Annotated in this window: 16 protein-coding genes; 4 read left to right on the top strand and 12 right to left on the bottom strand. The window is 75.4% G+C overall.

Features of this window, described 5'->3' with window-relative positions:
• Positions 1–36: 36 nt before the first annotated feature.
• Both ABD223_RS17605 and ABD223_RS17600 read left to right on the top strand, forming a co-directional pair.
• Positions 37–1,389: a DUF6271 family protein gene (locus ABD223_RS17605; RefSeq protein ID WP_344037342.1), complete on the top strand. Its 1,353-nt coding sequence runs from the start codon at positions 37–39 to the stop codon at positions 1,387–1,389.
• A gap of 285 nt (positions 1,390–1,674) precedes the next feature.
• The gene (locus ABD223_RS17600) at positions 1,675–2,358 is read left to right on the top strand and encodes a glycoside hydrolase family 11 protein (RefSeq protein WP_344037341.1); all 684 of its coding nucleotides are present in this window, start codon (positions 1,675–1,677) and stop codon (positions 2,356–2,358) included.
• A gap of 97 nt (positions 2,359–2,455) precedes the next feature.
• On the opposite strand, the gene ABD223_RS17595 is transcribed toward ABD223_RS17600, so the two are convergent.
• Positions 2,456–3,796: an amidase gene (locus ABD223_RS17595; RefSeq protein ID WP_344037340.1), complete on the bottom strand. Its 1,341-nt coding sequence runs from the start codon at positions 3,794–3,796 to the stop codon at positions 2,456–2,458.
• 94 nt (positions 3,797–3,890) lie between these two features.
• On the opposite strand from ABD223_RS17595, the gene ABD223_RS17590 reads away from it, so the two are divergent.
• Positions 3,891–4,298, top strand: a complete 408-nt coding sequence (locus ABD223_RS17590) for a cobalamin B12-binding domain-containing protein (RefSeq protein WP_344037339.1) — start codon at positions 3,891–3,893, stop codon at positions 4,296–4,298.
• Here ABD223_RS17590 and ABD223_RS17585 read toward each other — a convergent pair.
• The 5 genes from ABD223_RS17585 to ABD223_RS17565 all read right to left on the bottom strand — a co-directional run bounded on the left by ABD223_RS17585 (position 4,288) and on the right by ABD223_RS17565 (position 12,224).
• Positions 4,288–5,034, bottom strand: a complete 747-nt coding sequence (locus tag ABD223_RS17585) for a thioesterase II family protein (RefSeq protein WP_344037338.1) — start codon at positions 5,032–5,034, stop codon at positions 4,288–4,290. The two genes, ABD223_RS17590 and ABD223_RS17585, sit on opposite strands and share 11 nt — an antisense overlap.
• Positions 5,031–8,093 (bottom strand): type I polyketide synthase, encoded by a 3,063-nt coding sequence (locus tag ABD223_RS17580; RefSeq protein WP_344037337.1) that lies wholly within the window; start codon positions 8,091–8,093, stop codon positions 5,031–5,033. The genes ABD223_RS17585 and ABD223_RS17580 overlap by 4 nt, the downstream gene beginning before the upstream one ends.
• On the bottom strand, positions 8,090–9,946 hold the full coding sequence (locus tag ABD223_RS17575; protein ID WP_344037336.1) for a non-ribosomal peptide synthetase: 1,857 nt from the start codon (positions 9,944–9,946) through the stop codon (positions 8,090–8,092). Before ABD223_RS17575 ends, ABD223_RS17580 begins: the two co-directional genes overlap by 4 nt.
• A gap of 20 nt (positions 9,947–9,966) precedes the next feature.
• Positions 9,967–11,559 carry an MFS transporter gene (locus tag ABD223_RS17570; protein WP_344037335.1) on the bottom strand — a complete coding sequence of 531 codons (1,593 nt, stop codon included), beginning with the start codon at positions 11,557–11,559 and terminating at the stop codon, positions 9,967–9,969.
• 86 nt (positions 11,560–11,645) lie between these two features.
• Positions 11,646–12,224 carry a helix-turn-helix domain-containing protein gene (locus ABD223_RS17565; protein WP_344037334.1) on the bottom strand — a complete coding sequence of 193 codons (579 nt, stop codon included), beginning with the start codon at positions 12,222–12,224 and terminating at the stop codon, positions 11,646–11,648.
• 55 nt (positions 12,225–12,279) lie between these two features.
• Between ABD223_RS17565 and def the strand changes: the two genes are divergently transcribed.
• On the top strand, positions 12,280–12,837 hold the full coding sequence (def, locus tag ABD223_RS17560) for a peptide deformylase (protein ID WP_344037333.1): 558 nt from the start codon (positions 12,280–12,282) through the stop codon (positions 12,835–12,837).
• A 27-nt stretch (positions 12,838–12,864) separates the two neighbouring features.
• Here the strand turns inward: def and ccrA are convergent, their stop codons facing one another.
• Genes ccrA through ABD223_RS17530 form a run of 6 tightly spaced genes read right to left on the bottom strand, consistent with a single transcriptional unit; the run spans position 12,865 to position 21,471 of the window.
• A complete protein-coding gene (ccrA, locus tag ABD223_RS17555; RefSeq protein ID WP_344037332.1) occupies positions 12,865–14,202 on the bottom strand; it encodes a crotonyl-CoA carboxylase/reductase in 1,338 nt (445 codons plus the stop codon).
• 34 nt (positions 14,203–14,236) lie between these two features.
• Positions 14,237–16,033: a condensation domain-containing protein gene (locus tag ABD223_RS17550; RefSeq protein WP_344037331.1), complete on the bottom strand. Its 1,797-nt coding sequence runs from the start codon at positions 16,031–16,033 to the stop codon at positions 14,237–14,239.
• Positions 16,030–17,847 carry an AMP-binding protein gene (locus ABD223_RS17545; RefSeq protein ID WP_344037330.1) on the bottom strand — a complete coding sequence of 606 codons (1,818 nt, stop codon included), beginning with the start codon at positions 17,845–17,847 and terminating at the stop codon, positions 16,030–16,032. Before ABD223_RS17545 ends, ABD223_RS17550 begins: the two co-directional genes overlap by 4 nt.
• Positions 17,844–19,133 (bottom strand): condensation domain-containing protein, encoded by a 1,290-nt coding sequence (locus tag ABD223_RS17540; protein WP_344037329.1) that lies wholly within the window; start codon positions 19,131–19,133, stop codon positions 17,844–17,846. Before ABD223_RS17540 ends, ABD223_RS17545 begins: the two co-directional genes overlap by 4 nt.
• A complete protein-coding gene (locus ABD223_RS17535) occupies positions 19,130–20,788 on the bottom strand; it encodes an acyl-CoA dehydrogenase family protein (RefSeq protein WP_344037328.1) in 1,659 nt (552 codons plus the stop codon). Before ABD223_RS17535 ends, ABD223_RS17540 begins: the two co-directional genes overlap by 4 nt.
• Positions 20,785–21,471, bottom strand: a complete 687-nt coding sequence (locus ABD223_RS17530) for a helix-turn-helix domain-containing protein (protein ID WP_344037327.1) — start codon at positions 21,469–21,471, stop codon at positions 20,785–20,787. The genes ABD223_RS17535 and ABD223_RS17530 overlap by 4 nt, the downstream gene beginning before the upstream one ends.
• Positions 21,472–21,479 lie beyond the last annotated feature (8 nt).

The following is a 21,479-nucleotide window of genomic DNA, read 5'->3' as shown; positions in this document are numbered from 1 at the left end:
GTGGTGCGGCGGGCGGCCCGGTCGCAGACTCGGACCGTGAACGCGTTCCCCGAGCCCGCGATCCGGTCGTCGGTCTTCTTCATCCCCACCAACCGGGACTGCTCCCGGGCGGCGACCGGCTACCTGGCGGAGCTGGACTTCGCCCGCGAGCTGTTCGGCAGGGCGATCCCGCTGGTGGTGTCCGAAACGGACCAGGGCCCGCACGCGCGGGCCAACGCGGCAGCGCTCGCCCGGTTGGCGCGCGCCAACCCGGACCAGCCCGTCCACCACCTCACCGCGGAGCTCCAGCGGGACTACTTCGGGCGGCTCCTCGGCGGCGAGCCGGCCGCCGTCCGGGACCCCTTCCTGTCGCCGCGGCGCGATTACGGCACCGCGATGAACAAGCTGTTCCTGATGACCGCCTCGTTCGGCGCGGACGCGCTGCACCGGCGCGACTCCGACACCCGGCCGCTGGGCGAGGAGGTGCCCGAGGCCGCCGGCAGGCACCCGATCGAGGTCGAGCTGTCGCACCTCGGCCGGCGGGTCGGCGAGGTCCGCGCGGCCGGTGGTGTCGACGAGCCGGACGACGTGGACGCCGCCGTCCTCGACCGGCGGATCCACGTCGTCGGCGGCAACTACTCCGGCGAGTGGAACCTCGACGTCAAGGACTTCGCGCGCCGGTCCTACCGCATCGTCCACCGGCTCTACGAGATCCTGGGGTTCGACCCGGACGGCGTGCCGGCGTTGGTGGACGAGGTGTTCCCGGCCGAGCAGGCGCACGACGCGCGGGACGCGCGCACGCTGCTCCTCGCGCCGAACGGGGGCGCCAACCCGGACTGCGGCAACGTGGCGGTCACCGGGATCCACGAGCTGCTGCCGAACGTGCCCGCCCGAAACAGCCTGGCCGTGGACTACTTCGGCTTCGACGTGGCGCTGGCGCTGGGCGTGCCGGCGCTGCACCACACCCGGGCGGTGTTCCACGAGTACCACTCGGGGCGCTTCGACCCGGGGCAGAAGCTGCTCTACTGGGAGGGCGTGGCCCGGTTCGCGGACTACTTCACCTCCTACGGGCCGCTGTTCGAACCGGGCGCGGTCGGCCGGGCCGGGGCGGCGGAGCCGGTTCCGGCGAGTGCGCGGGCGGCGCTGGTCCGGGCGGTCGGCGCGCTGCCCGGCTCCGACCACGCGCCCCGGGCGGCCCGGATCAGGGCGCTGGCGGAGGAGGTCCTGATCCCGTTCGACGAGCGGTACGCGCGGGTCGGCGAGCACCTGGCCGCGCACGCCGACCGCTACGTGCGGGAGGCCGACGAGGACTACGCCGCGCACCGGCTGCTGCTGGAGCGCTGGCCGGACCTCGTCGAGCGGGCCAGGGGCCTGGACCTGGCGGCGATCGCGCCACCGCTGCGCCCGTGACGGCAGCCCGCCGGGCGCTCGACGAACGCCCCGCACCCCTTCGGGCGGAAATACCGGGGCGCGCGAAAGGAGAAAAGAGCGGAACCGGTATTTCATGGGAAATGCCGCGCGGGGAGGGTGTTTCGCAAACTTGCGGAAACTGTTGACAACCCTGCGGAGTCGGTTCGATGCTTTGCGCATTGATGGACCGCGATCACCGCGACGAAGCGGGTCGGGCGAGACCCGGCCGGTCACCAAGGTCTATCACGCCACCTGGTCCGCCGCCAGCCTCAACGAGGAGGAAGCATGCACGTGGACGACGAACCCACCCCGCAGATCAGCCGCAGGTTGTTCGTGGGTGGTGCCGGCGCCCTTGCCTTGGCCACGACCGGACTGGTGCTGCCGGGCACCGCCCAGGCCCAGACCGTCACGCAGAACTCGACCGGCACCCACAGCGGTTACTACTTCTCGTTCTGGACCGACGCCCCGAACACCGTGTCCATGACCATGGGCAACGGCGGCCAGTACAGCACCTCCTGGCGCAACACCGGCAACTTCGTCGCGGGCAAGGGCTGGAGCACCGGCAGCCGCCGGACCGTGCGCTACTCGGGCAGCTTCAACCCGTCCGGCAACGCCTACCTGTGCCTCTACGGCTGGACCTCGAACCCGCTCGTCGAGTACTACATCGTGGACAGCTGGGGCAGCTGGCGGCCGACCGGCACGCACCGGGGCACGGTCTCCAGCGACGGCGGCACGTACGACATCTACCACACGATGCGGTACAACGCCCCGTCCGTGGAGGGCACCAAGACGTTCCCGCAGTTCTGGAGCGTCCGGCAGCAGAAGAAGACCGGCGGCACCATCACCAGCGGCAACCACTTCGACGCGTGGTCGCGCGCCGGGATGCAGCTGGGCGGCTTCCGCTACTACATGATCATGGCGACCGAGGGCTACCAGAGCAGCGGCAACTCCAACATCACGGTGAGCTGACCGGGCTCCACCGGACCACTGCGGCGGGGCGGCGACGAAGCCGCCCCGCCGCAGCGCTGTTCGCGCCGGCCACCGCCGGCTCCGGCGCCGCCCGCCGTCAGCGCACCGGGGGTTCCGCGGTGTGCCAGTCGGTCAGCTCCTCGTACGCGCGGGCCGCCGCGAGCAGGTCCAGGTCCGAGCCGCGCGGGCCGATCCACTGGACGCCCACCGGCAGGCCGTTCGCGAAACCGGCCGGCTGGCTCACCGCCGGCAGGCCGGACAGGCTCAGCGGGATGGTCAGGCTGCCCGCCCTCATCTCCAGCGGCGGCAGGTCGGCCGGCGCGCACGCGGTGAACGGCACGGTCGGCGAGAGCAGCAGCCGCAGCCCGTGCCCGGTGAACAGCGCGTCCCAGGCGCGGCCGATCTCCTCCACCGCGTTCCGCGCCGCCACGAGCGTCCGCTGGTCGAGGCCGTTGCCCGCGGCGACCGCGCCGAGGATGGCCGGGTTGTGGTCCAGCAGGCCGCGGGCGGCGTTCTCGCGGTGGCGCTCCGCCACCTCGCGCAGCGCCACGCCGCCGTAGGCGAGGCCGACCAGGTCCATCGCGGGCGCGGTCACCTCCACCAGCCGCGCGCCCGCTCGTTCGAGCAGGCCGATCGCCTCGGCCACGACCTCGCGCACGTCGTCGTCGGACTCGGCCAGCCAGTCCGCCAGCACGCCGATCCGCACGCCCGCCAGGTCGAGGGCGCGGAAGTCCGAAGTGGACGGCAAGCCCGCCAGGCAGCGGAACAGCAGCTCGGTGTCGTCGGCGTTCCGCGCGATCGGGCCCACCCGGTCCAGGGTCGGCGACGCGGGCCACACGCCGTCGTGCGGCACCTGGTCGCCGGTCGGGCGCAGGCCGACCACGCCGCAGAACGCCGCCGGGATGCGGATCGAGCCGCCGGTGTCCGAACCGACCGACGCGGCGCACTCGCGCGCCGCCACGGCCGCCGCCGAACCGCCGCTGGACCCGCCGGCCACGCGGCCCGGGTCCCACGGGTTGGCGGTCGGCGCGCACGTGATGCCCACCGCGAACTCCTGGGTGGTGTTCTTGCCGAACACCACCGCGCCCGCCTCGCGCACCCGGCGCACCACCGCCGCGTCGTGCGCCGGGTGGACGTCGGGCCACACCGGCGAGCCGTACCTGGTCGGCATGTCGGCGGTGTCGACGATGTCCTTCACGCCGATCGGCACGCCGTGCAGCGGGCCGCGCCACCGACCGGCCGCCACCTCGTCGGCGGCCTGCTTCGCCTGCCGCCGCACGAGTTCGGGGTCGAGGTGGGCGAACGCGCGCACGACGGGCTCGGACCGCTCGGCGCGCTCCAGGAACGCCTCGGCCAGCTCGACGGGCGACAGCGCGGTCGACGCCACCGCGTCGGCCAGCTCTCGGACGGTCCACGAGGTGATCGGGCGATCGGCCATGTGCGCATCTCCTCTGGCGAGCAAGACGCGGTGTTCTCGCGGCCGGTGTCGGGTAGCCTGAAAACGTTGCGCGTCAACGGGAACGGGGATCTTCATGATACGTGTGGTCATCGGCAAGCCCGGTCTGGACGGGCACGACCGGGGGGCGAAGGTGGTGGCGCGGGCGTTGCGGGACGCCGGTGTCGAGGTCATCTACACCGGCCTGCACGTCACCGCCGAGCAGATCGTGCGCACGGCGGTGCAGGAGGACGCCGACGGGATCGGGCTCTCGGTCCTGTCCGGCGCCCACATGGTCCTGTTCCCGCGCGTGGTCGAGCTGCTCGCGCGGGAGGGCGCGTCGGACGTCGTGGTGTTCGGCGGCGGCATCATCCCGGAGGAGGACATCCCCGTGCTGCGCGCGGCGGGCGTGGCCGAGGTGTTCACCCCGGGCACGCCCGTCGACGCCATCGTGGACTGGGTGCGCGAGACCTTCTCCGGCGACCGCCGGCGCGTCACGGCGTAGCGACTCGGGACGCGCTCGACCGCAGGAACGACAGCACCTCCTCGCGGCCGGGCGCGTCCCGCAGGTAGAAGTGGCCGCCCGGCAGCACGGTCAGCCCGAACCCCGCGGTGGTGTGCCGCTCCCACTCCGCGAGGCGGTCCTCGGTGATGTCGTCGTCCCGACCGCCGAACACGTGCAGCGGCACGTCCAGCGGCGGCCGGGGCGCGTAGCGGTAGGTCTCGTAGACCTTGAAGTCGGCCCGGTAGGCGGGCAGCACCATCGCCAGCAGCTCCGGGTCGCCCGCCACGTTCGCCATCCCGCCGCCGTAGGACCCGTCGATGAACGAGATCAGCTCGTCGTCGGGCAGGTGGTGCACCGGCGCGCGGCGCGGGCCCAGGTGCGCCGCGGGGATCGCCGACACGACCAGCAGCTCGGGCCGGGGCCTGCCCCGCTCCCGCAGCTCCAGCGCCACCTCGTGCGCGACCAGCGCGCCCAGGCTGTGCCCGAAGAACGCGAACGGCGGTTCGAAGGCCACGTTGTCGACGACCGCGGACACCACCTCCGCCATGGAGGTCAGCGGTTCCTCGGCGATGCGCGAGCCGTGGCCGGGCAGCTGCACCCCGAACACCTCGACGTCGGGCAGCGCGTCGGCCCACCGGACGAACTCGCCCGGTGAGCCGCCGCTGTGCGGGAACGCGTAGAGCCGCAGCGCCGCGTCGGGCCTGGCCAGCCGGCGCACCGTCCACTTCGGAGTCATGAGTTCCCTCCCGCGGTGCTGTCCGCGGTCATCCGGCCGCGCAGCAGCGCGGCGAGCTGGGTCGGGGTCGGCGCGGTGAAGACCTCCTTGGCCGACACGGGGACCTCGAACCTCTCGCGCAGCCACTTCGCCAGCTGGGTGGCCAGCAGCGAGTCGCCGCCCAGGTCGAAGAAGCCGTCGTGGGGGTCGACCTCGGGCAGGCCGAGCAGGTCGCGGAACGCGGCCACCACCTCGCCCCGCACCGGGTCCTCGTCGGCGGCGGTCGCCGTCGCGGCGGGCGCGGTCGTCGGCGCGGCGGCCTCGGCCGGCCCGACCCGGACGCGCGCGGCGGGCTCGTCGGCGCGGACCCGCGCCGGCTCGACCAGGAACGCCGTGCGCTCGAACGGGTAGAGCGGCAGGGCGGCGCGGCGGCGCGGCGCGTCGTGCAGGCTCGGGAAGTCCACCGCGACGCCGGCCGACCACAGCCGTCCGGCGGCGGTCAGCACGCTGAGCCGGTCGGGCGTGCCCTCGGCCGCGTGCGGCAACGAGTTCACCGCCACGTGCCGCGCCGACCAGGCGGGGTGCCTGCGGGCCAGGGCGGTGAGCGTGGTGCCCGGACCGACCTCCAGCAGCACCGAGTCCCGGTCGGACAGCAGCACCTCCAGCGCGTCGCCGAACCGGACCGGTCGGCGCAGGTGCGCGGTCCAGTAGTCCGGGTCGCACGCCTCGGCGTCGGTCAGCGGCCGGCCGGTGGAGTCGGACACGATCGGCGTGGTCGGCGGAGACAGCCGCACGCCCGCCACCAGCTCGCGGAACCGGTCGGTGATCGGGTCGACCAGCGACGAGTGCCCGGCGGTCGCGATGCGCAGCACCCTGGCGTCGAACTCCCGCTCCCGCAACTGCTCGGCGAACCGCTCGACCAGCTCGGCGGGCCCGGTCACGGTGCACTGGTCGGGACCGTTGACCGCGCCGACGTCGAGCCCGGCGGGCAGCAGCTCCCGGACCTGCTCCTCCGGCAGCCGCACGGCCGCCATGCGCCCCTCGGGCAGGCCCTGGAGCAGCCGGCCGCGCTCGGCGACCAGCGCGGCGGCCTCGTCGACCGCCATCACCCCGGCCACGCACGCCGCGGCGAACGCGCCGAGGCTGTGCCCGACGACCCGGGCCGGCCGCACGCCCCAGCTCTCCCACAGCTTGGCCAGCGCGTACTCGACCGCGAAGACCGCGGGCTGGCCGAACCTGATGGTCTCCAGCGAGGCGACCGCCGCGTCCCGCCCGGCCGGGTCGGGCCGCAGGACCGAGGCGAGGTCGAGGCCGCTGTGCCGGGCGCACTCGTCGAAGGCCTCCCGGAACGCGGGCTCGTGGTGGTGCAGCTGGGCGGCCATGCCGACGTGCTGCCCGCCCTGGCCCGGGAAGGTGAACACGACGGGCTTGTCCTCCGCCTTCGCGGTGGCCGGCACCACGCGGTCGTGCTCGCCCGAGCGCAGCACGCGCGCCGCCTCGGCGGCCGACTCCGCGACGACGAACCGGCGGTGCGGCAGCGCCCGCCGGCCCGCCTGCGAGGTCCACGCCACGTCGGCCAGGTCCTCGCCGGCCGCCTCGGCCGCGTCGAGCCGGTCCGCGGTGCTGCGGGCCAGCTCGTCCAGCGCGGCGGGCGTGCGCGCGGACAGCACCACGAGGTGGCCCGGCCGCGACGGCGCGGGCGGCGCGGCGACCGCGGGCGGCTGCTCGACCACCGCGTGCGCGTTCGTGCCGCCGATGCCCAGGGCGTTGACGCCGGCCCGGCGCGGACCGCCCGCGGGCCACGGCCCGGCCGCGGCCTGCACCGCGAACGGCGACGAGGCGAAGTCGATCTGCGGGTTGGGCGTGGTGAAGTGCAGGCTCGGCGGCAGCACGCCGTCGCGCACCGCCAGCACCGCCTTGATGAAGCTCGCCACGCCGGCCGCCGCGTCGGTGTGCCCGATGTTGGTCTTCAGCGAACCCAGCCCGCAGAACCCGGTGCGGTCGGTGTCGGCGCGGAACGCCCTGGTCAGCGCCAGCACCTCGATCGGGTCGCCGAGCGGGGTGCCGGTGCCGTGCGCCTCGACGTACCCCACCGAGCCCGCGTCGACCTCGGCGGAGTCGAGCGCGGCCCGGATCGCCCGGACCTGGCCCGCGACGCCCGGCGCGGTGAAGCCGATCTTGTCGCCGCCGTCGTTGGCCACGCCGGTGCCGCGCAGCACGGCGTGCACGCGGTCGCCGTCGGCCAGCGCGTCGGCCAGCGGCTTGAGCACGACCAGCGCCGCGGCGCTGCCGCCGACGGTGCCGGTGGCGCCGGCGTCGAACGCCCTGGTGTGCCCGTCCGCGGCGAGGATGCCGCCCTCGACGTAAGTGCCGGCGGGAGGCGGCACGTGCACGGTGGCGCCGCCCGCCAGGGCGATGTCGCAGTCGCCCGCCAGCAGCGCCTGCGCGGCCATGTGGATGGCCACCAGCGACGTGGAGCAGGCGCTCTGCACCGTGCACACCGGGCCGCGCAGCCCGAGCTTGTGCGCCACGCGGGTGGTGAGGAAGTCGGGCGCGGTCGCCATGCGCAGCTGCCAGGCGTCGACCATGGGCAGGTCGGCGCGGGCCGCGTGCAGGGCCGCCAGGTAGCCGGTGGTGCCGCCGCCCGCGAACAGGCCGATCGCGCCGCCGTGAGCGGCCGGGTCGCAGCCCGCGTCCTCCAGCGCGTGGTGCGCGACCTCCAGGAACACGCGGTGCTGCGGGTCGGTGATCAGGGCTTCGCGCGGGGTGAAGCCGAAGAACCCGGCGTCGAAGCCCTCCGCTTCCTCCAGCACGCCGTACCCGCCGGTCCGGCCCTCCTCGTCCACGGTCCTGGTGACCGAGTCGACGCCGGCGAGCACGTTGCGCCACAGCGCGTCGACGTCCGGCGCGCCGGGGAAGCGGCCCGCCATGCCGATCACCGCGATCTGGTAGCCGGCGTCGTCGAACCCCTCGGTGCCGAACCCCTCGGCGTCCAACCCCCCGGCGCCGGAACCCCGGGCGTCGAAGCCGGTGTCGTCGTGACCCGCGTCGTCGTGGCCGGTCTCGTGTGCGGCGCTCACCGCTGTGCCCCTTCCGCGTTCGTGGTTCCCCGCCTCTGCGCCCGCAGCCTGCGCAGCCGGTCCCGGCCGCTGCTGCGGAACGACGCCGAGGCCAGCTCGACGGGCTCGGCACGCTCCTCGCCCGCCCCGCCGTCCGCGCCGCGGCGCAGCCGGTCGGCCAGGCCGCGCACGGTGTGGTGCTCGAACAGCTCCACCAGCTCCACCGCGTACCCCAGCTCGCCGGTCAGCCGACGGTGCACGTCGGCCAGCAGCAGCGAGTGGCCGCCGAGGTCGAAGAAGCTGTCGTCGCGGCCGATCGCGTCCAGGGACAGCACCCGGCGCCACACGCCCACGACGGCGGCCTCCACCTCGTCCAGCCCGCCGGTGGCCGCCGCGGGGGCCGCCACGGCCGGCGCGGCGGGTTCCGGCAGCGCCGCGCGGTCGACCTTGCCGTTGGCCGTCAGCGGCAGCGCGGGCAGCGCGACCACGTGCCGGGGCAGCATGAACGCGGGCAGCCGCTCCTTGAGGTGGGCCGCCAGGTCGGCGGGCGCGTCGCCGCCCGACCCGGTCACCACGTAGGCGACCAGGTGGGCGTCGGGCGTCTCGCGGTGGCGCACCGACACGTGCGCGGCGACGACGTCCGGGTGGGTTTCCACGACCGCGCGCAGCTCGTCCGGCTCGATCCGGTTGCCGCGGATCTTGACCTGGTCGTCGGTGCGGCCGACGAAGTCGTGCTCGCCGTCCGGCCGCAGCCGCACGAGGTCGCCGGTGCGGTACCACCGCACGCCGTCCTCGTCCGCGGTGAACCGCTCGGCGGTGAGGTCCGGCCGGCGGAAGTACCCGCGCGCCACGCCCGGCCCGCCGATGTGCAGCTCCCCGACCTCGCCGGGGGTCGCCGGTCGGCGGTCCGCGTCGAGGACGCGCAGCCTGGCCCCCGCCACGGGCCCGCCGATCGACGGCAGGCCGTCGCCGTCCGGGCGCACCAGGCCGGCGGTGGTGAACACGGTGGCCTCGGTCGGTCCGTACATGTTGAGCACCTCGAACGGCAGGCCGGGCGCCGGCCGCGCGGTCAGGCGCTCGCCGCCCACCATGAGGGTGCGCAGCGCCCCGTCCTCGGGCCAGGTCGTGCCGAGCAGCGGCGTGCCGATGGCCGTGGTGAGGAACAGGGTCTTGACCCGCTCCGCGACCATCCAGTCGCGCAGCAGCCCGGGGGTGAGCACGGTCGGGGTGTCCGCGACCGTGATCGTCGCGCCCGCGGTCAGCGCGGGCCAGGTCTCGAACACCGCGGCGTCGAAGCCCGGGGACGCCACCATGGCGACCCGGTCGCCGGGCCCCAGGTCGTGCGTCCCGACCTGGGAGCCGGCGAACACGGCGAGGGCGTGGTGGTCGATCATCACGCCCTTGGGCTCGCCCGTGGAACCGGAGGTGTAGATGACGTACGCCAACCGGTCCGGCGGGTGCTCGCCCGGCCCGTCGAACGGCTCGTCGGCCGCGGCGGGGTCGAGCACCTCGACCCCGTCCGCGCGCCACCGCTCCGCCTCGGCGGGCGAGGTGACCAGGGGGATGTCGGGCCCGGCGAGCCGCAGCACGGCCGCGGCGCGGCCGTGCGGGTGCGCCGGGTCCATCGGCAGGTAGGCCGCGCCCGCGAGGGCGATGCCCAGCACCGCGGCGACCTGGTCCGCGCCCCGCGGCAGGCGGACCGCGACGACGTCCTCGGGTCCCGTGCCGCGGCGGCGGAGCAGGCCGGCGAACCGACCCGCCCGCGCCGCCAGCTCGCCGTAGGTGACCTCGACTCCGCCCTCCCGGACCGCGACCCGCCGCGGGTGGTCGGACGCCTGCCGCCAGAACGCGGTGACGACCGGCTGTGCTGCCATGTGCCCCCCAGTGCTCGAAATCAGGTTTGACGTGGCGCCGAGGCGTCGGGCTCGACCGCCTCGGTGGTCGGCTCGCCGGCCGCGGGCGCGGCGGCGGGGTCCCCGAAGGCCTTGCGGGGCATGCCCCACAGGGTCGGTGCGATCGCCGCGATCGTCACCAGGCCGGCGACGAGGAACGCGACGTTCAGGCCGCTCGCCGAGGCCGCGCGGGCGATCTCGGTCAGCACGTCCGCGGCGACCGGTGCGTCCTCGGGCACGCGGCCCTCGGAGAGCTGCTCGGTGACGCGGCCCAGCTCGTCGCCCAGCGGCTGCGCGGCGAGCCGCTCCCGCAGGTCGCCGAGGAAGGTGGAGACCTGGGCGGCGCCGATGGCGGCGATGCCCACCACGGTGCCGAACTGGAGGCCGGTCTCGACCGTGCCGGACGCGGTGCCCGCCCGCTCCGGCGGCACGACGCCCAGCGCCACCGTGTTGACCGGCGGCAGGGTCATGCCCCAGCCGATGCCGATCAGCGCGACGGCCCACCAGATGCCGCCGTATCCGGTGTCCGCGTCGGTGAACCACAGCGCGGCCAGGCCGACGCCGCCGATGGCCAGGCCCGCGGCCACGATCTGCGCCGCGCCGTACTTGGCCATGAGCTTGCCCGCGATCGGTGCGGCGAGCACCAGCATGACGGCGGCGGGCAGGAACCCGAGGCCGGCCTTGAACGGGCTGTACCCGAAGGCCTGCTGGAGCAGCTGCGACAGGAAGAAGAACGACGAGGACAGGCCGAAGCCGAGCACGAACGCGACGATCGTGGACGCGGTGAACGGCTTGATCGAGAACAGCGACAGCGGCATCATCGCGTTCTCGCTGCGGCGCTCCACCGCGATGAACGCGATGAACGCCAGCACGGCGACCGCGAACGAGGCGAGGATGACCGGCGAGGTGAAGCCGACGACGACGCCCTCGATGATGCCGTAGGCCAGCGCGAGCGCGGCCAGCGAGCCCAGCAGCAGACCGGGGAAGTCCAGCTTCCGGCCCGCGCCCGGCGCGATGGTGTCCACGGTGAACACGACCAGCACGATCGCGGCGATGCCGAGGGGGACGTTGATCTGGAACAGGATGCGCCAGTCGAAGGTGGCGACGAGCCAGCCGCCGGCCACCGGGCCGAAGGCGATGGCCGCGCCGCTGAGCGCGCTCCAGATGCCCAGGAGCTTGGCTCGCGCGGCGTCACTGCCGGCGAGCAGCGAGATCAGCGCCATGGCGGCGGGCACCAGCATGGCGGCGCCGACGCCCTGGAGGGCGCGGCCGGCGATGAGCACGCCCGCGCTGTCGGCGAGGCCGCAGACCGCGGAGCCGACGATGAACAGCGTGGTGCTGGCCAGCAGGCCGGTGCGGTGCCCGAGGCGGTCGCTGACCGCGCCGCCGGTCAGCACCAGTCCGGCGAACGCCAGGGTGTAGGCGTCGAACATCCACTGGAGGCTGGTCAGCGATGCCGACAGATCGGTGCGGATGACCGGTAAGGCGACCGCGCTGATGGTCAGGTCGAGCATCGCGATCAGGGACGTGGCGAACACCGTGAACAGGGCGATGCGCCGGCGCGTGCCCACAACCGGGGCCGCGGGGGTAGACATGACTCGGACTCCCTCATCGGGTAGCAGGGGTCGAACGGACGGGGGCGACCCGCCCGGTCGGACCCGAGCAGGCCGCCGGGAGTGGATCAGTCGTGCTGGGGACCGGCTTCCTCGGCGGACCCCGGGTCGAGCATCGGGAAGAGCCGCGCCACGACCGCGACCGGCGCGGAGCCGGCCGGACGTGCCTCGGGGTCGTCCTCCCGGTGGCGGAACAGGGCGATCAGCGACCGGACCGCGTCGCCCAGCGCGGCCATCTCCTCCGGGGTGAGGTAGACGACCTGGCTGAACGCCTCGTCCTGCCGCCAGTGCGCGGGCACCCGGTCGCGCCGGTCCAACCAGCGCTGGTAGCTCTCGTCCTCCAGCGCGCGGTTGAGCCCGCGGAGGTCGGGGTGCGCCGGGCGTTCGGCGGCCGGCCGAGGTCGGGGAGCCTTGCGGTCCCCCCGTCCCGCACCGCGCGCCAGCCGCCACGGCCTGGCCCGCCCGGTCACACCCGGGACGTCCTCGACCAGGCCCTGTTCGGCCAGCTTGCGGAGGTGGAACGAGTAGAGCCCGGTGTTGCCGCCCAGTTCGCGCGCGGCCTGCGCCGAGGTCAACTCGGCGCGCGTGCGCAACAGCTCCAGCAGTGCCTCGCGCACCGGGTGCTCGTCCCGCCTCGACTCGTCCACTTTGCAAACAGTAGGAGTTTGCAAACTCAGCGTCAACAGCCCTACCCTCGACGCCATGACAGTGCTGCCCGTGCGCCTGTTCGGCGACCCCGCGCTGATCCAGCCGGCCGCCCAGGTCACCGACTTCGACAAGGAACTGCGTCGCCTCATCCGCGACCTGCACGACACGCTGGACGACCAGCGCGGCGCCGGGCTGGCAGCGCCGCAGCTGGGCATCAGCAGGCGCGTGTTCGTCTACAACGTCGAGGGGACCAAGGGCCACCTGGTCAACCCGACCCTCAGCTTCCCCGACGAGGAGGAGCAGGACGGCCCCGAGGGCTGCCTGTCCATGCCCGGCCTGTACTTCGACACCAAGCGCCGGCTCAACGTCGTCGCCAAGGGGTACACCGCGCACGGCGACCCGCTCCAGATCGTCGGCTCCGGCTACATGGCGCGCTGCCTCCAGCACGAGACCGACCACCTCGACGGCGTGCTGTTCATCGACCGGATGGATGCCGAGCGCCGCCGCGCCGCCCTCAAGGAGATCCTCGCGGCGGACTGGGCGAACCGCCCGGCCCCGACCGTGAAGATCAGCCCGCACGACTCCGGCGCGGGGATGTGGTTGCGCCGTTAGGCGCGGCGGCACGGGCATCATGACGGGTCAGCCCCGCGCGGTCGCGACGGCTCGCAGCGGGGCGACCGCGGTCTCCCCGATCCGCGCCCGCAGCTCCGGGTCGGTGACGCCGAGACCGGAGTGCGGGGCGAGCCCCAGCACCGCGATCTTGCCGACGTGGCGGTTGGTCTGCACCAGGCGGGCCGCCTCCGCGCTCTCCTCCAGCGTGAACACCTCGTTGAGCGCCGACTGCACCCGGCCCAGCGCGACCAGCCGGTTGAACTCGGCCATCTCCTGGAGGTTCGCGCCGTGGCTGCCGATGACGCGCTTGAGCTTCATCCACAGGTAACGGTTGTCGTACTCGTGCCGGTAGCCGGTGCTCGAACCGCAGGTCACCACAATGCCGCCGCGGCGGACGACGAACACCGAGATGCCGAACGTGGCGCGCCCGACGTGCTCGAACACCACGTGCGGGTCCTCGCCCACCGCGCCCCGGATCGCCCGGCCGAGCCGCTTGCCCGCCTCCACCGGGTCGGCCGAGCCGCCGAGCCCGATCTCCTGCCGGTTGAACACGACCTCGCAGCCCAGGGCGCGGGCCGGCTCGACCTTGGACTCGTCGCCGACGATGCCGACCGGGATGCCGCCGCCGTTGCGCACCAGCTGCGCCGCGTACGCGCCCAGGCCGCCGGTCGCGCCCCAGATCAGCACGATGTCGCCCTGCTTGATCTGCGCGCCGCGGTGGCTGACCAGCATCCGGTAGGCGGTGCCGCCGCACAGCAGGTTCGACGCGGCCTCCTCCCACGTCAGGTGGGCGGGCTTGGGCAGCACCTGGTTCGCGCGGGCCACCGCGTAGTGCGCCAGCGAGCCGAAGTTCGTCTCGAAGCCCCACGCGCGCTGGTCGGCGTCGAGCATCCCGTCGCTGTGCGTGGCCGGGTCCTGGTCGTCCACGTAGGACGCCGACACCACGACGTGGTCGCCGACCTTCCAGCGCCGCACGCCCGAGCCGACCCGCACGACGACGCCCGCCGCGTCCGAGCCGAGGACGTGGTGCGGCTGGTCGTGCCGCGCGGCCCAGCCGCCCTGCTTGCCGAAGTGGCGCAGGAACGTGAACGTGGGGATGGGCAGGAACATCGCCGACCACACGGTGTTGTAGTTCATCGCGCTGGACATGACCGCGATGAGCACCTCGTCGGGCGCCAGCTCGGGCATCGGCACCCGGCCCAGGTGCAGGGACTTGCGCACGTCGCGCTCGTCCTGCGTCTGACCGCCGAACATGTCGACGTCCTCGACCCTCAGGTGCACCGCCGGGTACTCCTCGGGCACCGGGATCCGGCTCAGCTCATCGGGTCCTGCGCCTGCCAGTGCGGCCTCGGCGAGCGGGTCCATGGTTCCTCCTCCTGGTCAAGGCCTGTCAGGGACGTCAGGGCGTGGTCGTGACGACGATCCGGCCGGGCAGGTCGAACCCGTCCAGGTGCTCGCGCAGGTGGGTCCGCAGCTCCGCGACCCCGGGCGGGCGGGCCGGGTCGGCGGGCTCCACCACGGCGACGGCCGCGGGGCCGCGGTTGCCGGCGGTGCGCAGCTCGACCCGCGCGCCGCGCACACCGGGGTGCGCCCGCAGCACGCGAGCCACCAGCGGCGTGTCGATGAAGCCGTTGTGCCGCAACCACCTCGCGGACCTCGACCCCAGGTGCTCGACCGCGCCGTCCGGGCGCACCCTGGCCTCCTCGCCGGTGTCCACCCAGGACCCGTCGGCGGGGTCGGACGCGAACAGGGCGCCGGGCACGCCGACGTGCGCGGGCCCGCCGTCCGGGCCGAGCACGGCCAGCGCGCGCCCCGACACGGGCCGCAGCACCGGCGGGTCCAGCGGGTCCAGCGCCTCCTCGACGACGTAGGGGACCGCGGCCGGGCCCTCCTCGGCCGGGGCCGAGGGGACGCCGCGCGCCACCGGTGCCCCCGACGAGCGCGCCAGCGAGCGCACCGCCTCGTGGAAGTGCGCCGCGAACGCCTCCGCGCCCGCCGCGTCCATCGTCTGCGGCCGGTAGTCCAGCCGCACCAGGCCGCGCGGCCAGTCCGCCCGCACCTGGAGCGTCTTGTCGAACGTCGCCGACGTGTTCGCGGTGAAGAAGTCCCAGCTCAGCTCCAGGCCGGGCACGTCGAGCCGCAGCCCCCGCGGCGGGCGCGGGAAGGACAGCCCGAACTGGGTCATCAGCCTGCGCGCGGCCTTGTCCGGCACCTCGGCCAGCAGCCGCCGGAACGGCACGCGGCGGAACCGGCGCATCCGCGCCAGGGCCTCGTCCGCCTCGGCCAGCGCGACCTCGGGCGCCCGGTCGGCGGCGCACGGCAGCACCAGCGGCACGACGTTGACCTGGACGCCCGCGGTGCCCCGCGTGGTCTCGTCGCTGACGTCCGCGGCCACCGCCAGGACCGCCGCGTCGTTGCCGTACCAGGCGAGCTGGCGCGCCAGCGCGGCCAGCAGCGCGGTGAAGGTCGACACCGACGACCGCGCCGCCAGCTCGCGCAGCGCCGCCACGTCCCGCTCGGCCAGCGGCGTGGTCGCGGTCGACCGCACCCCCGTCCGGCCGGGCTCGCGCCCGCCCTGCACCAGCAGCGGGCTCGTCACCCCGGGCAGCGCCCGCGACCAGAACCCGGCCGCCTCGGCGCACACCTCGTCGTCGGCGTCGGCCGGGTGGGCGGCGTCCAGCGGCCGGCCGAGCCCGTCCGGGTCGGTGAGCGCGCGGGCGAAGTCGGCGGCCACCACGAACTTGCTGCGGCCGTCGAAACCCGCGTGGTGGACCGAGAACACGACGGTCCGCCGGTCCGGCGCGTGCGCCAGCTCGTGGAACCTCACCGGCCCCTCGGCGGCCAGGTCCCACCGCCTGCGGTTCTCGCCGGCCGCCATGAACGCCGCGGCGGCCTCCCGCTCCGCGCCCGCCGCGCACGGCGCGCCCACCTCGTCGTAGGACAGGGCGTCCGCGGCGTCGCGCACCACCTGCCGCAGCTCGCCGTCCACGATGCGCAGCACGGACCGCAGCGGCTCGTGCCGGTGCAGCACGGCCAGCGCCGCGCGGCGCAGCCGGCCGGGTCCGAGCGGGCCCGTGATCGCGACGGCGAAGTAGCCGCTGCTGCTGATGCCCGGGTCGTACTCCTGCTCGGCCCACAGCGCCGACTGCGCGGCGCTGACCGGGCGTGCGAGCACCCGCTCCCCGACCGCGGTCACGACCGCACCGCGGCGCGCTGCCTGCGGGCGCGCACGGCCTCGGCGAGCAGACCGGCCAGCGCCACCTTGTCGACCTTCCCGCTGGGCGTGCGCGGGAACGCGTCGAGCACGGTGATCGAGACCGGCACCGCCACCTCGGGCAGCACCTCGCGCAGCCGCCCGGTCACCGCGTCGGTGTCCCACTCGGTCGCGCCGTCGGCGAGCACGACCGCCGAGCGCAGCGTGCGGTGCCCGGACGCGCTCTCCACCACCACGGTCGACGCGCCGTCCACGCCCGGCTCGGCGAGCAGGTGCGCGTCCACCTCCAGGGGGTCCACCCGGATGCCGCGCAGCTTCACCTCGTCGTCGTTGCGGGTCAGGAAGCGCAGCACGCCGTCGACCAGCTCGACCTTGTCACCGGTGCGGAACGCCCTGGTGTGGCCGTGCGCGGTGCGCGGGACGTCGACGTAGCGGCGCGCGGTCAGCTCCGGCTGCCCCAGGTAGCCCGCCGACATCGGCCGGCCGGCGACCAGCAGCTCGCCCACGGTCGGCACGTCCGGGTCGTCGGGCAGCACCAGCGCCTCGCAGCCGGGCAGCGGCGTCCCGATCGGGGGCAGCGCGGGCCAGTCCGCGGGCGGTCCGGTGAGGACGTGCGCGGTGACCATGGCCGACTCGCTCTGGCCGTAGTGGTTGTTGAGCCGGCACCCGGGCAGGCGCTCGAAGAACTCGCGGATCCGGGGCGTGCACACCAGCTGCTCGCCCGCCGTGTTCACCTCGACCAGCCGCAGCCTGGCCAGCAGCTCGTCGGTGGCCGCGATGGTCAGCATCTGGAGCGCCAGGTTCGGCAGGAACACCCGCTGGACGCCGTGCTCGGCCAGCCACTCCAGCAGCTCGCCCGGCTCGCGGCGCAACCGCTCGGGCACGACCGCGATCGTGCCGCCGCCCACCAGCGTGCCCAGCACCTCCTGGAACTGGACGTCGAAGTTCAGCGGCGCGAACTGGGCGGTGCGCAGGTCGGGTGCGACCGAGTGGTCGGCCTGCCACCGCGCCATGGCGTCGATGCAGTGGTAGGACACCTCGACGCCCTTGGGCCAGCCCGTCGAGCCGGAGGTGTAGATCAGGTAGACGGCGCGCTCGGGCACGTGCTCCTCGGGCCACCGCACGTCGGTCGCCGGGTCGAAACCGGTGGCGTCCGGCGCGTCCGGGACGGTCGCGGTCACCGGGTGCCGCACCACGTCCCGGTCGGTCAGCAGCAGCGCGGGCGCCGCGTCCTCGACCATGTGCTCCAGCCGCTTGACCGGGTACTCCGGGTCCAGCGGCAGGTAGGTCGCCTCGGCCAGCAGCACGCCCAGCAGCGCCACCACGGCCCGGGTGCCGCGCGGGTAGGCCACCGCGACCCGGTCGCCCGGCCGCACGCCGCGCTCCCGCAGCACCTCGGCGGTGCGGTGCGCCCAGGCGTACAGCTGGGCGTAGGTCAGCGCCGGCCCGTCGCCGACGAGCGCCAGGTCGTCCCGGCGCTCGTGGGCGGTGCGGCGCAGGGCGAGCGGCAGCCACTCGGCGTCGCTGTCACCGCCCCACAGCCCGAGGTGGCCGGGCGCGACGGGCGCCAGCCTGGTCGCCAGCTCCTCGGCCAGCTCGCCGACGGTGGGGTGGTCGAAGATGACGCGGAGGCCGACGGTCAGGCCGAGCCGGTCCCGGATGCCCGCCGCGATCCTGGTCGCGGTGATCGAGTCACCGCCCAGGTCGACGAAGTTCTCGTCCTCGGCGATGCCGTCGACCCCCAGCGCCTGCTCCCACAGCGCGGTGACCTCGGCGGCGATGTCGGTCGGGTTCATGCCAGCACCTCACGGATGGTTCGCAGCGCGGCGCCCGGGTCCTCGGCCCAGCGGCGGGCGGTCTCCTCGAAGGAGTCGCGGAAGAACTCCGCGCTGTCGGCGGTGAACAGGTCTGCGGAGGTCAGCAGGTGGCCGGTCGCACCGGACCTGGTGAAGTCCAGGTGCAGCTCCACCTCGTACCTCGTGCGGGTCGGCGGCACGGGGTGCCACGCGGTGCGCGCGCCGGGGAACCGGGGCGGCTCGGCGGGCGGGTGCAGGTCGAACACGGACTGCGCCAGCCGCGCCCGGCGCGGCGTCGGCGGCAGGCCGCCCGCCGCGGCGATGCGGTCGAACGGGGCGTCGGCGTGGTCGGCCGCGTCCAGGACGGTCCGCCGCACCCGGTCGGTCAGCTCCCGCAGCGTGGTCGCGGGCGGGCAGGCGATGCGCACCGGCACCAGGTTGACCAGGAACCCGACCAGGCGGTGGTCGGCGGGGTCCAGGCGGCCGGCGACCGGGACGCCGACCACGGTCTCCGCCGCGGGCCGCTCGTCCGCGCCGGTCAGCACGGCCGCGAAGCAGCCCAGCAGCACCTGGAACGGCGTGGCGCGGGCGTCCCTGGCGACGCCGGTGACCGCGGCGCACACCTCGGCGGGCAGCTCGACGCGCCGCGCGTGGGCGAGCCCGCCGCGCCGCGCGGGCGGCGGCAGGTCCGGTCGGGGGCCGCTCAGCTCCGGCACGCCCTCCAGCGCGGCGCGCCAGTGGTCCAGCGCGGCCGTCGGCTCCGGCCTGGCCCGCAGGGCGTGGTCGGTGAAGCGCGGCGCGGGCGGCAGGTCCGGCGACCGCCCCTCCGCCAGCGCCGGGTACAGCTCGGTCAGCTCGCTCACCAGCACCGCGAGCGACCAGCCGTCCACCGCGATGTGGTGGTAGGTGAAGACCAGGACGTGGTCCTCCGGCCCCACCCGCAGCAGGGTGATCCGCACCGGCGGCTCGGACCGCAGGTCGAACGGCCGCGCGCGCAGCTCGGCCACGCGGGCGTCCACGTCGTCGGCGTCCTCCGCCGAGAGGACGTCGGGCGCCTCGTCGAGCACCACCTGCACCGGCTCGGGCCCGCGGTCGTCGACCACGGTGCGCAGCGCCTCGTGCCGCTCGACGAGGCGGGCTGCGCAGGCGCGCAGCACGTCCTCGCGGAGCGGGCCGGACACCCGGACCGCGGACTGCACCACGTACTCGCCGGGCGTGAGCCGCTCGGCCAGCCACAGGCGCGCCTGGCCGGGCGTCAGCGGCGCGGTGGTCGTCCCGGTGGTCACCACGACCGCTCCAGCAGCGACGCCACGACCGCGGAGTGGTCCGCGCCGGACGGGGACCGGAGCTGCCGGGTGGCCGCGGCGACGCGGTGCCAGGTGGCCTCGCAGAACACGTCGGCGAGGTCCTGCGACTCCGGCTCGCCGGCGGCGCGCGCGAGCACCAGCGCCGCGGTCACCAGCTCCTCGGCCAGCTCGCCGAGCAGGGACAGGGCGTGCCCGTCCGCGGTCGGCCCCGACCTGGGCCCGGCCGCGGCGGCCCGGCACGCCTCGGCGAACGCGCGCGCCTGGCCGGTCAGCTCCACCCAGTGGGCGCGGTTGCGCCCGGACAGGCCGGCGGGCGGCTCGGCCGCGGGCGCGTCGGACAGCGCGTCGGGCGCGCCGAGGTCCGGCGCGAAGTAGGTGAGCGCGAAGTTGGCGGCCAGGCGCATCCGCAGCAGCACCTCCGTGCCGCCCGCGATACGGGTGCCCCTGGCGTCCCGGAACAGCCGCTCGACCGGCGACGGCACGGCGCCGCGCCCGGCCTTCCCGGCGGCGGTCTCGAAGCCCTCGCCGGCCATCAGCGTCAGGGCGCGCTCGGCGACCCGCCAGGCGGCCATCGACGTGATGTCCTTGGCCGCGACCTGCTCGGGCGCGAGGTTGACCCGGCGGTCGGCCGCGTCGCCCAGCATCGCCCAGCGCGCCACGGTCTCCAGCGCGTAGGTGTCGGCCGCGCACTCGGCGAGCATCCCCCGCACCTGCGCGTAGTCGGTGAGCACGGCGCCGTCCACGCGCCGCCGCGACACGTACTCGGTCGCCCACCGCAGGCAGCCGCGGGCGACGGCCAGCGACGGCCCGGCGACCACGTGCACGCGGCCGCGGGCCAGCACGGAGGCCCGCTGCACGGACAGCCACGGGTCGTCGCCCTCGGGCAGCAGCCGCTCGGCGGGCACCGGCGCGGCGGCGAAGGCCAGCTCCCCGTTGGGGAAGCCCTTGAAGCCCATGAACTCCAGCCGGGACAGCACCTCGGTGCCCGCGTCGCGCGCGTCGACGAACAGGATCCGGTTGCGGCCCTCCAGGGTGGCCGTCACCGCGATCACCTCGGCGATCGGGCCGTTGCCGATGTAGAGCTTGTGGCCGTCCAGCACGTAGCCGCGGCCGTCGTAGGAGGGGCTGGCCCTGGTGGTCCGGCCCCGGTTGGACGCGCCGGCGGGCTCGGTGTCGGCCATCGCGGTGACCGCGCCCGCGGCCAGCCGCTCCACCAGGAAGTCGCGCAGCGGGCCCTCGGGCGCGATCCGCAGGTACGCGGGCGCGCCGATGCCGTTGTGGATGGCCAGCAGCAGGCCGGTGGGCACGGACGCCTCGGCCGCCGCGGTCACCAGCCGGAACACGTTGTACTGCGACAGGTCCCGGCCGCCCGCCGCCTGCGGCGCGCCGGGGTGCAGCAGGCCCGCGTCGGCCAGCGGCGCCACCAGGTCGTCGACCGGCTCGCCCTCGGCGGGCGTGCGGCCGTCGAGCACGGAGCGCAGGTCGCTGAGCGCCTTGTCGCCCAGCTCGGCGTCCACCGGGTCCTGCACCGGGAAGGGGCACAGCACGTCGGTGGCCACCCGGCCGTGGACCAGTTCCTCCAGGGCGCTCGGCACGCCGGGCACGGCGAGCGCGTTGCGGGGCCGCGCGGTCACCGGGCACCTCCCGACCACAGCACCAGCCGGCCGTCCAGCTCGCGGGCCGTGGTGGCCAGCTCGCGCAGCGGCGGCGCGCCGACCAGCAGCACCGGCCGCCGCGAGTCCTCCACGAGCCGGACGCAGAAGTCGGAGAACGCGCCGGGGCACGCGCCCCGGTACAGGCCGAACCACGCCGACCGGTTGGTCCACGTCACCGACAGCGCCACGCCGTCGTGGTGCGGCAGGTTGGCGTAGGAGGCGAGCGCGAAGCCCGACCGGGCGGCCTCGCGCAGCGCGCCGGCGTCCGCCGCCACCTGGTCGGCCGGCGGCAGCAGCCGCGCGCCGACCAGGAACCTGGTCGTGGACGCCTGCGACAGCTCGACGCCGAACCGGTCGCGGCACAGCTCGCGGACCATCGCCTTGGTCCACAGCTGCCTGCCGAAGCCCGCCTTGACCGGCTCCAGGCCCAGCAGCAGGTTCCGCACCTCGTGGCGCTGACCGGGTGACAGCAGCGGTCGGCGACCGGGCGCCTTGCGGTCGCACAGCGCGCCCTCGCCGCCCTGCCGGTAGGCGGCGGCCCAGCGGAACACCGCGGCCCGCGAGACCCCGTACCGCAGGGCCACGTCGTCGGGCCGCTCACCGCCCAACACCTGCCGCACGGCCTGGAGGCGCTGGGCCTGCGTCACCGCGCGCCTCGCCACGACTCGTC

Source organism: Saccharothrix xinjiangensis (assembly GCF_039527585.1).
Classification (GTDB): Bacteria; Actinomycetota; Actinomycetes; order Mycobacteriales; family Pseudonocardiaceae; genus Actinosynnema; species Actinosynnema xinjiangensis.
This window is presented reverse-complemented; position numbering and strand designations above follow the sequence as displayed.

What these genes read in the sequence shown, in the direction of transcription:
- ABD223_RS17600 (WP_344037341.1), top strand. Translation starts at nt 1,675, where the DNA reads ATGCACGTGGACGACGAACCCACCCCGCAGATCAGCCGCAGGTTGTTC.
- ABD223_RS17595 (WP_344037340.1), bottom strand. Translation starts at nt 3,796, where the DNA reads ATGGCCGATCGCCCGATCACCTCGTGGACCGTCCGAGAGCTGGCCGAC.
- ABD223_RS17590 (WP_344037339.1), top strand. Translation starts at nt 3,891, where the DNA reads ATGATACGTGTGGTCATCGGCAAGCCCGGTCTGGACGGGCACGACCGG.
- ABD223_RS17585 (WP_344037338.1), bottom strand. Translation starts at nt 5,034, where the DNA reads ATGACTCCGAAGTGGACGGTGCGCCGGCTGGCCAGGCCCGACGCGGCG.
- ABD223_RS17575 (WP_344037336.1), bottom strand. Translation starts at nt 9,946, where the DNA reads ATGGCAGCACAGCCGGTCGTCACCGCGTTCTGGCGGCAGGCGTCCGAC.
- ABD223_RS17570 (WP_344037335.1), bottom strand. Translation starts at nt 11,559, where the DNA reads ATGTCTACCCCCGCGGCCCCGGTTGTGGGCACGCGCCGGCGCATCGCC.
- def (WP_344037333.1), top strand. Translation starts at nt 12,280, where the DNA reads ATGACAGTGCTGCCCGTGCGCCTGTTCGGCGACCCCGCGCTGATCCAG.
- ccrA (WP_344037332.1), bottom strand. Translation starts at nt 14,202, where the DNA reads ATGGACCCGCTCGCCGAGGCCGCACTGGCAGGCGCAGGACCCGATGAG.
- ABD223_RS17545 (WP_344037330.1), bottom strand. Translation starts at nt 17,847, where the DNA reads ATGAACCCGACCGACATCGCCGCCGAGGTCACCGCGCTGTGGGAGCAG.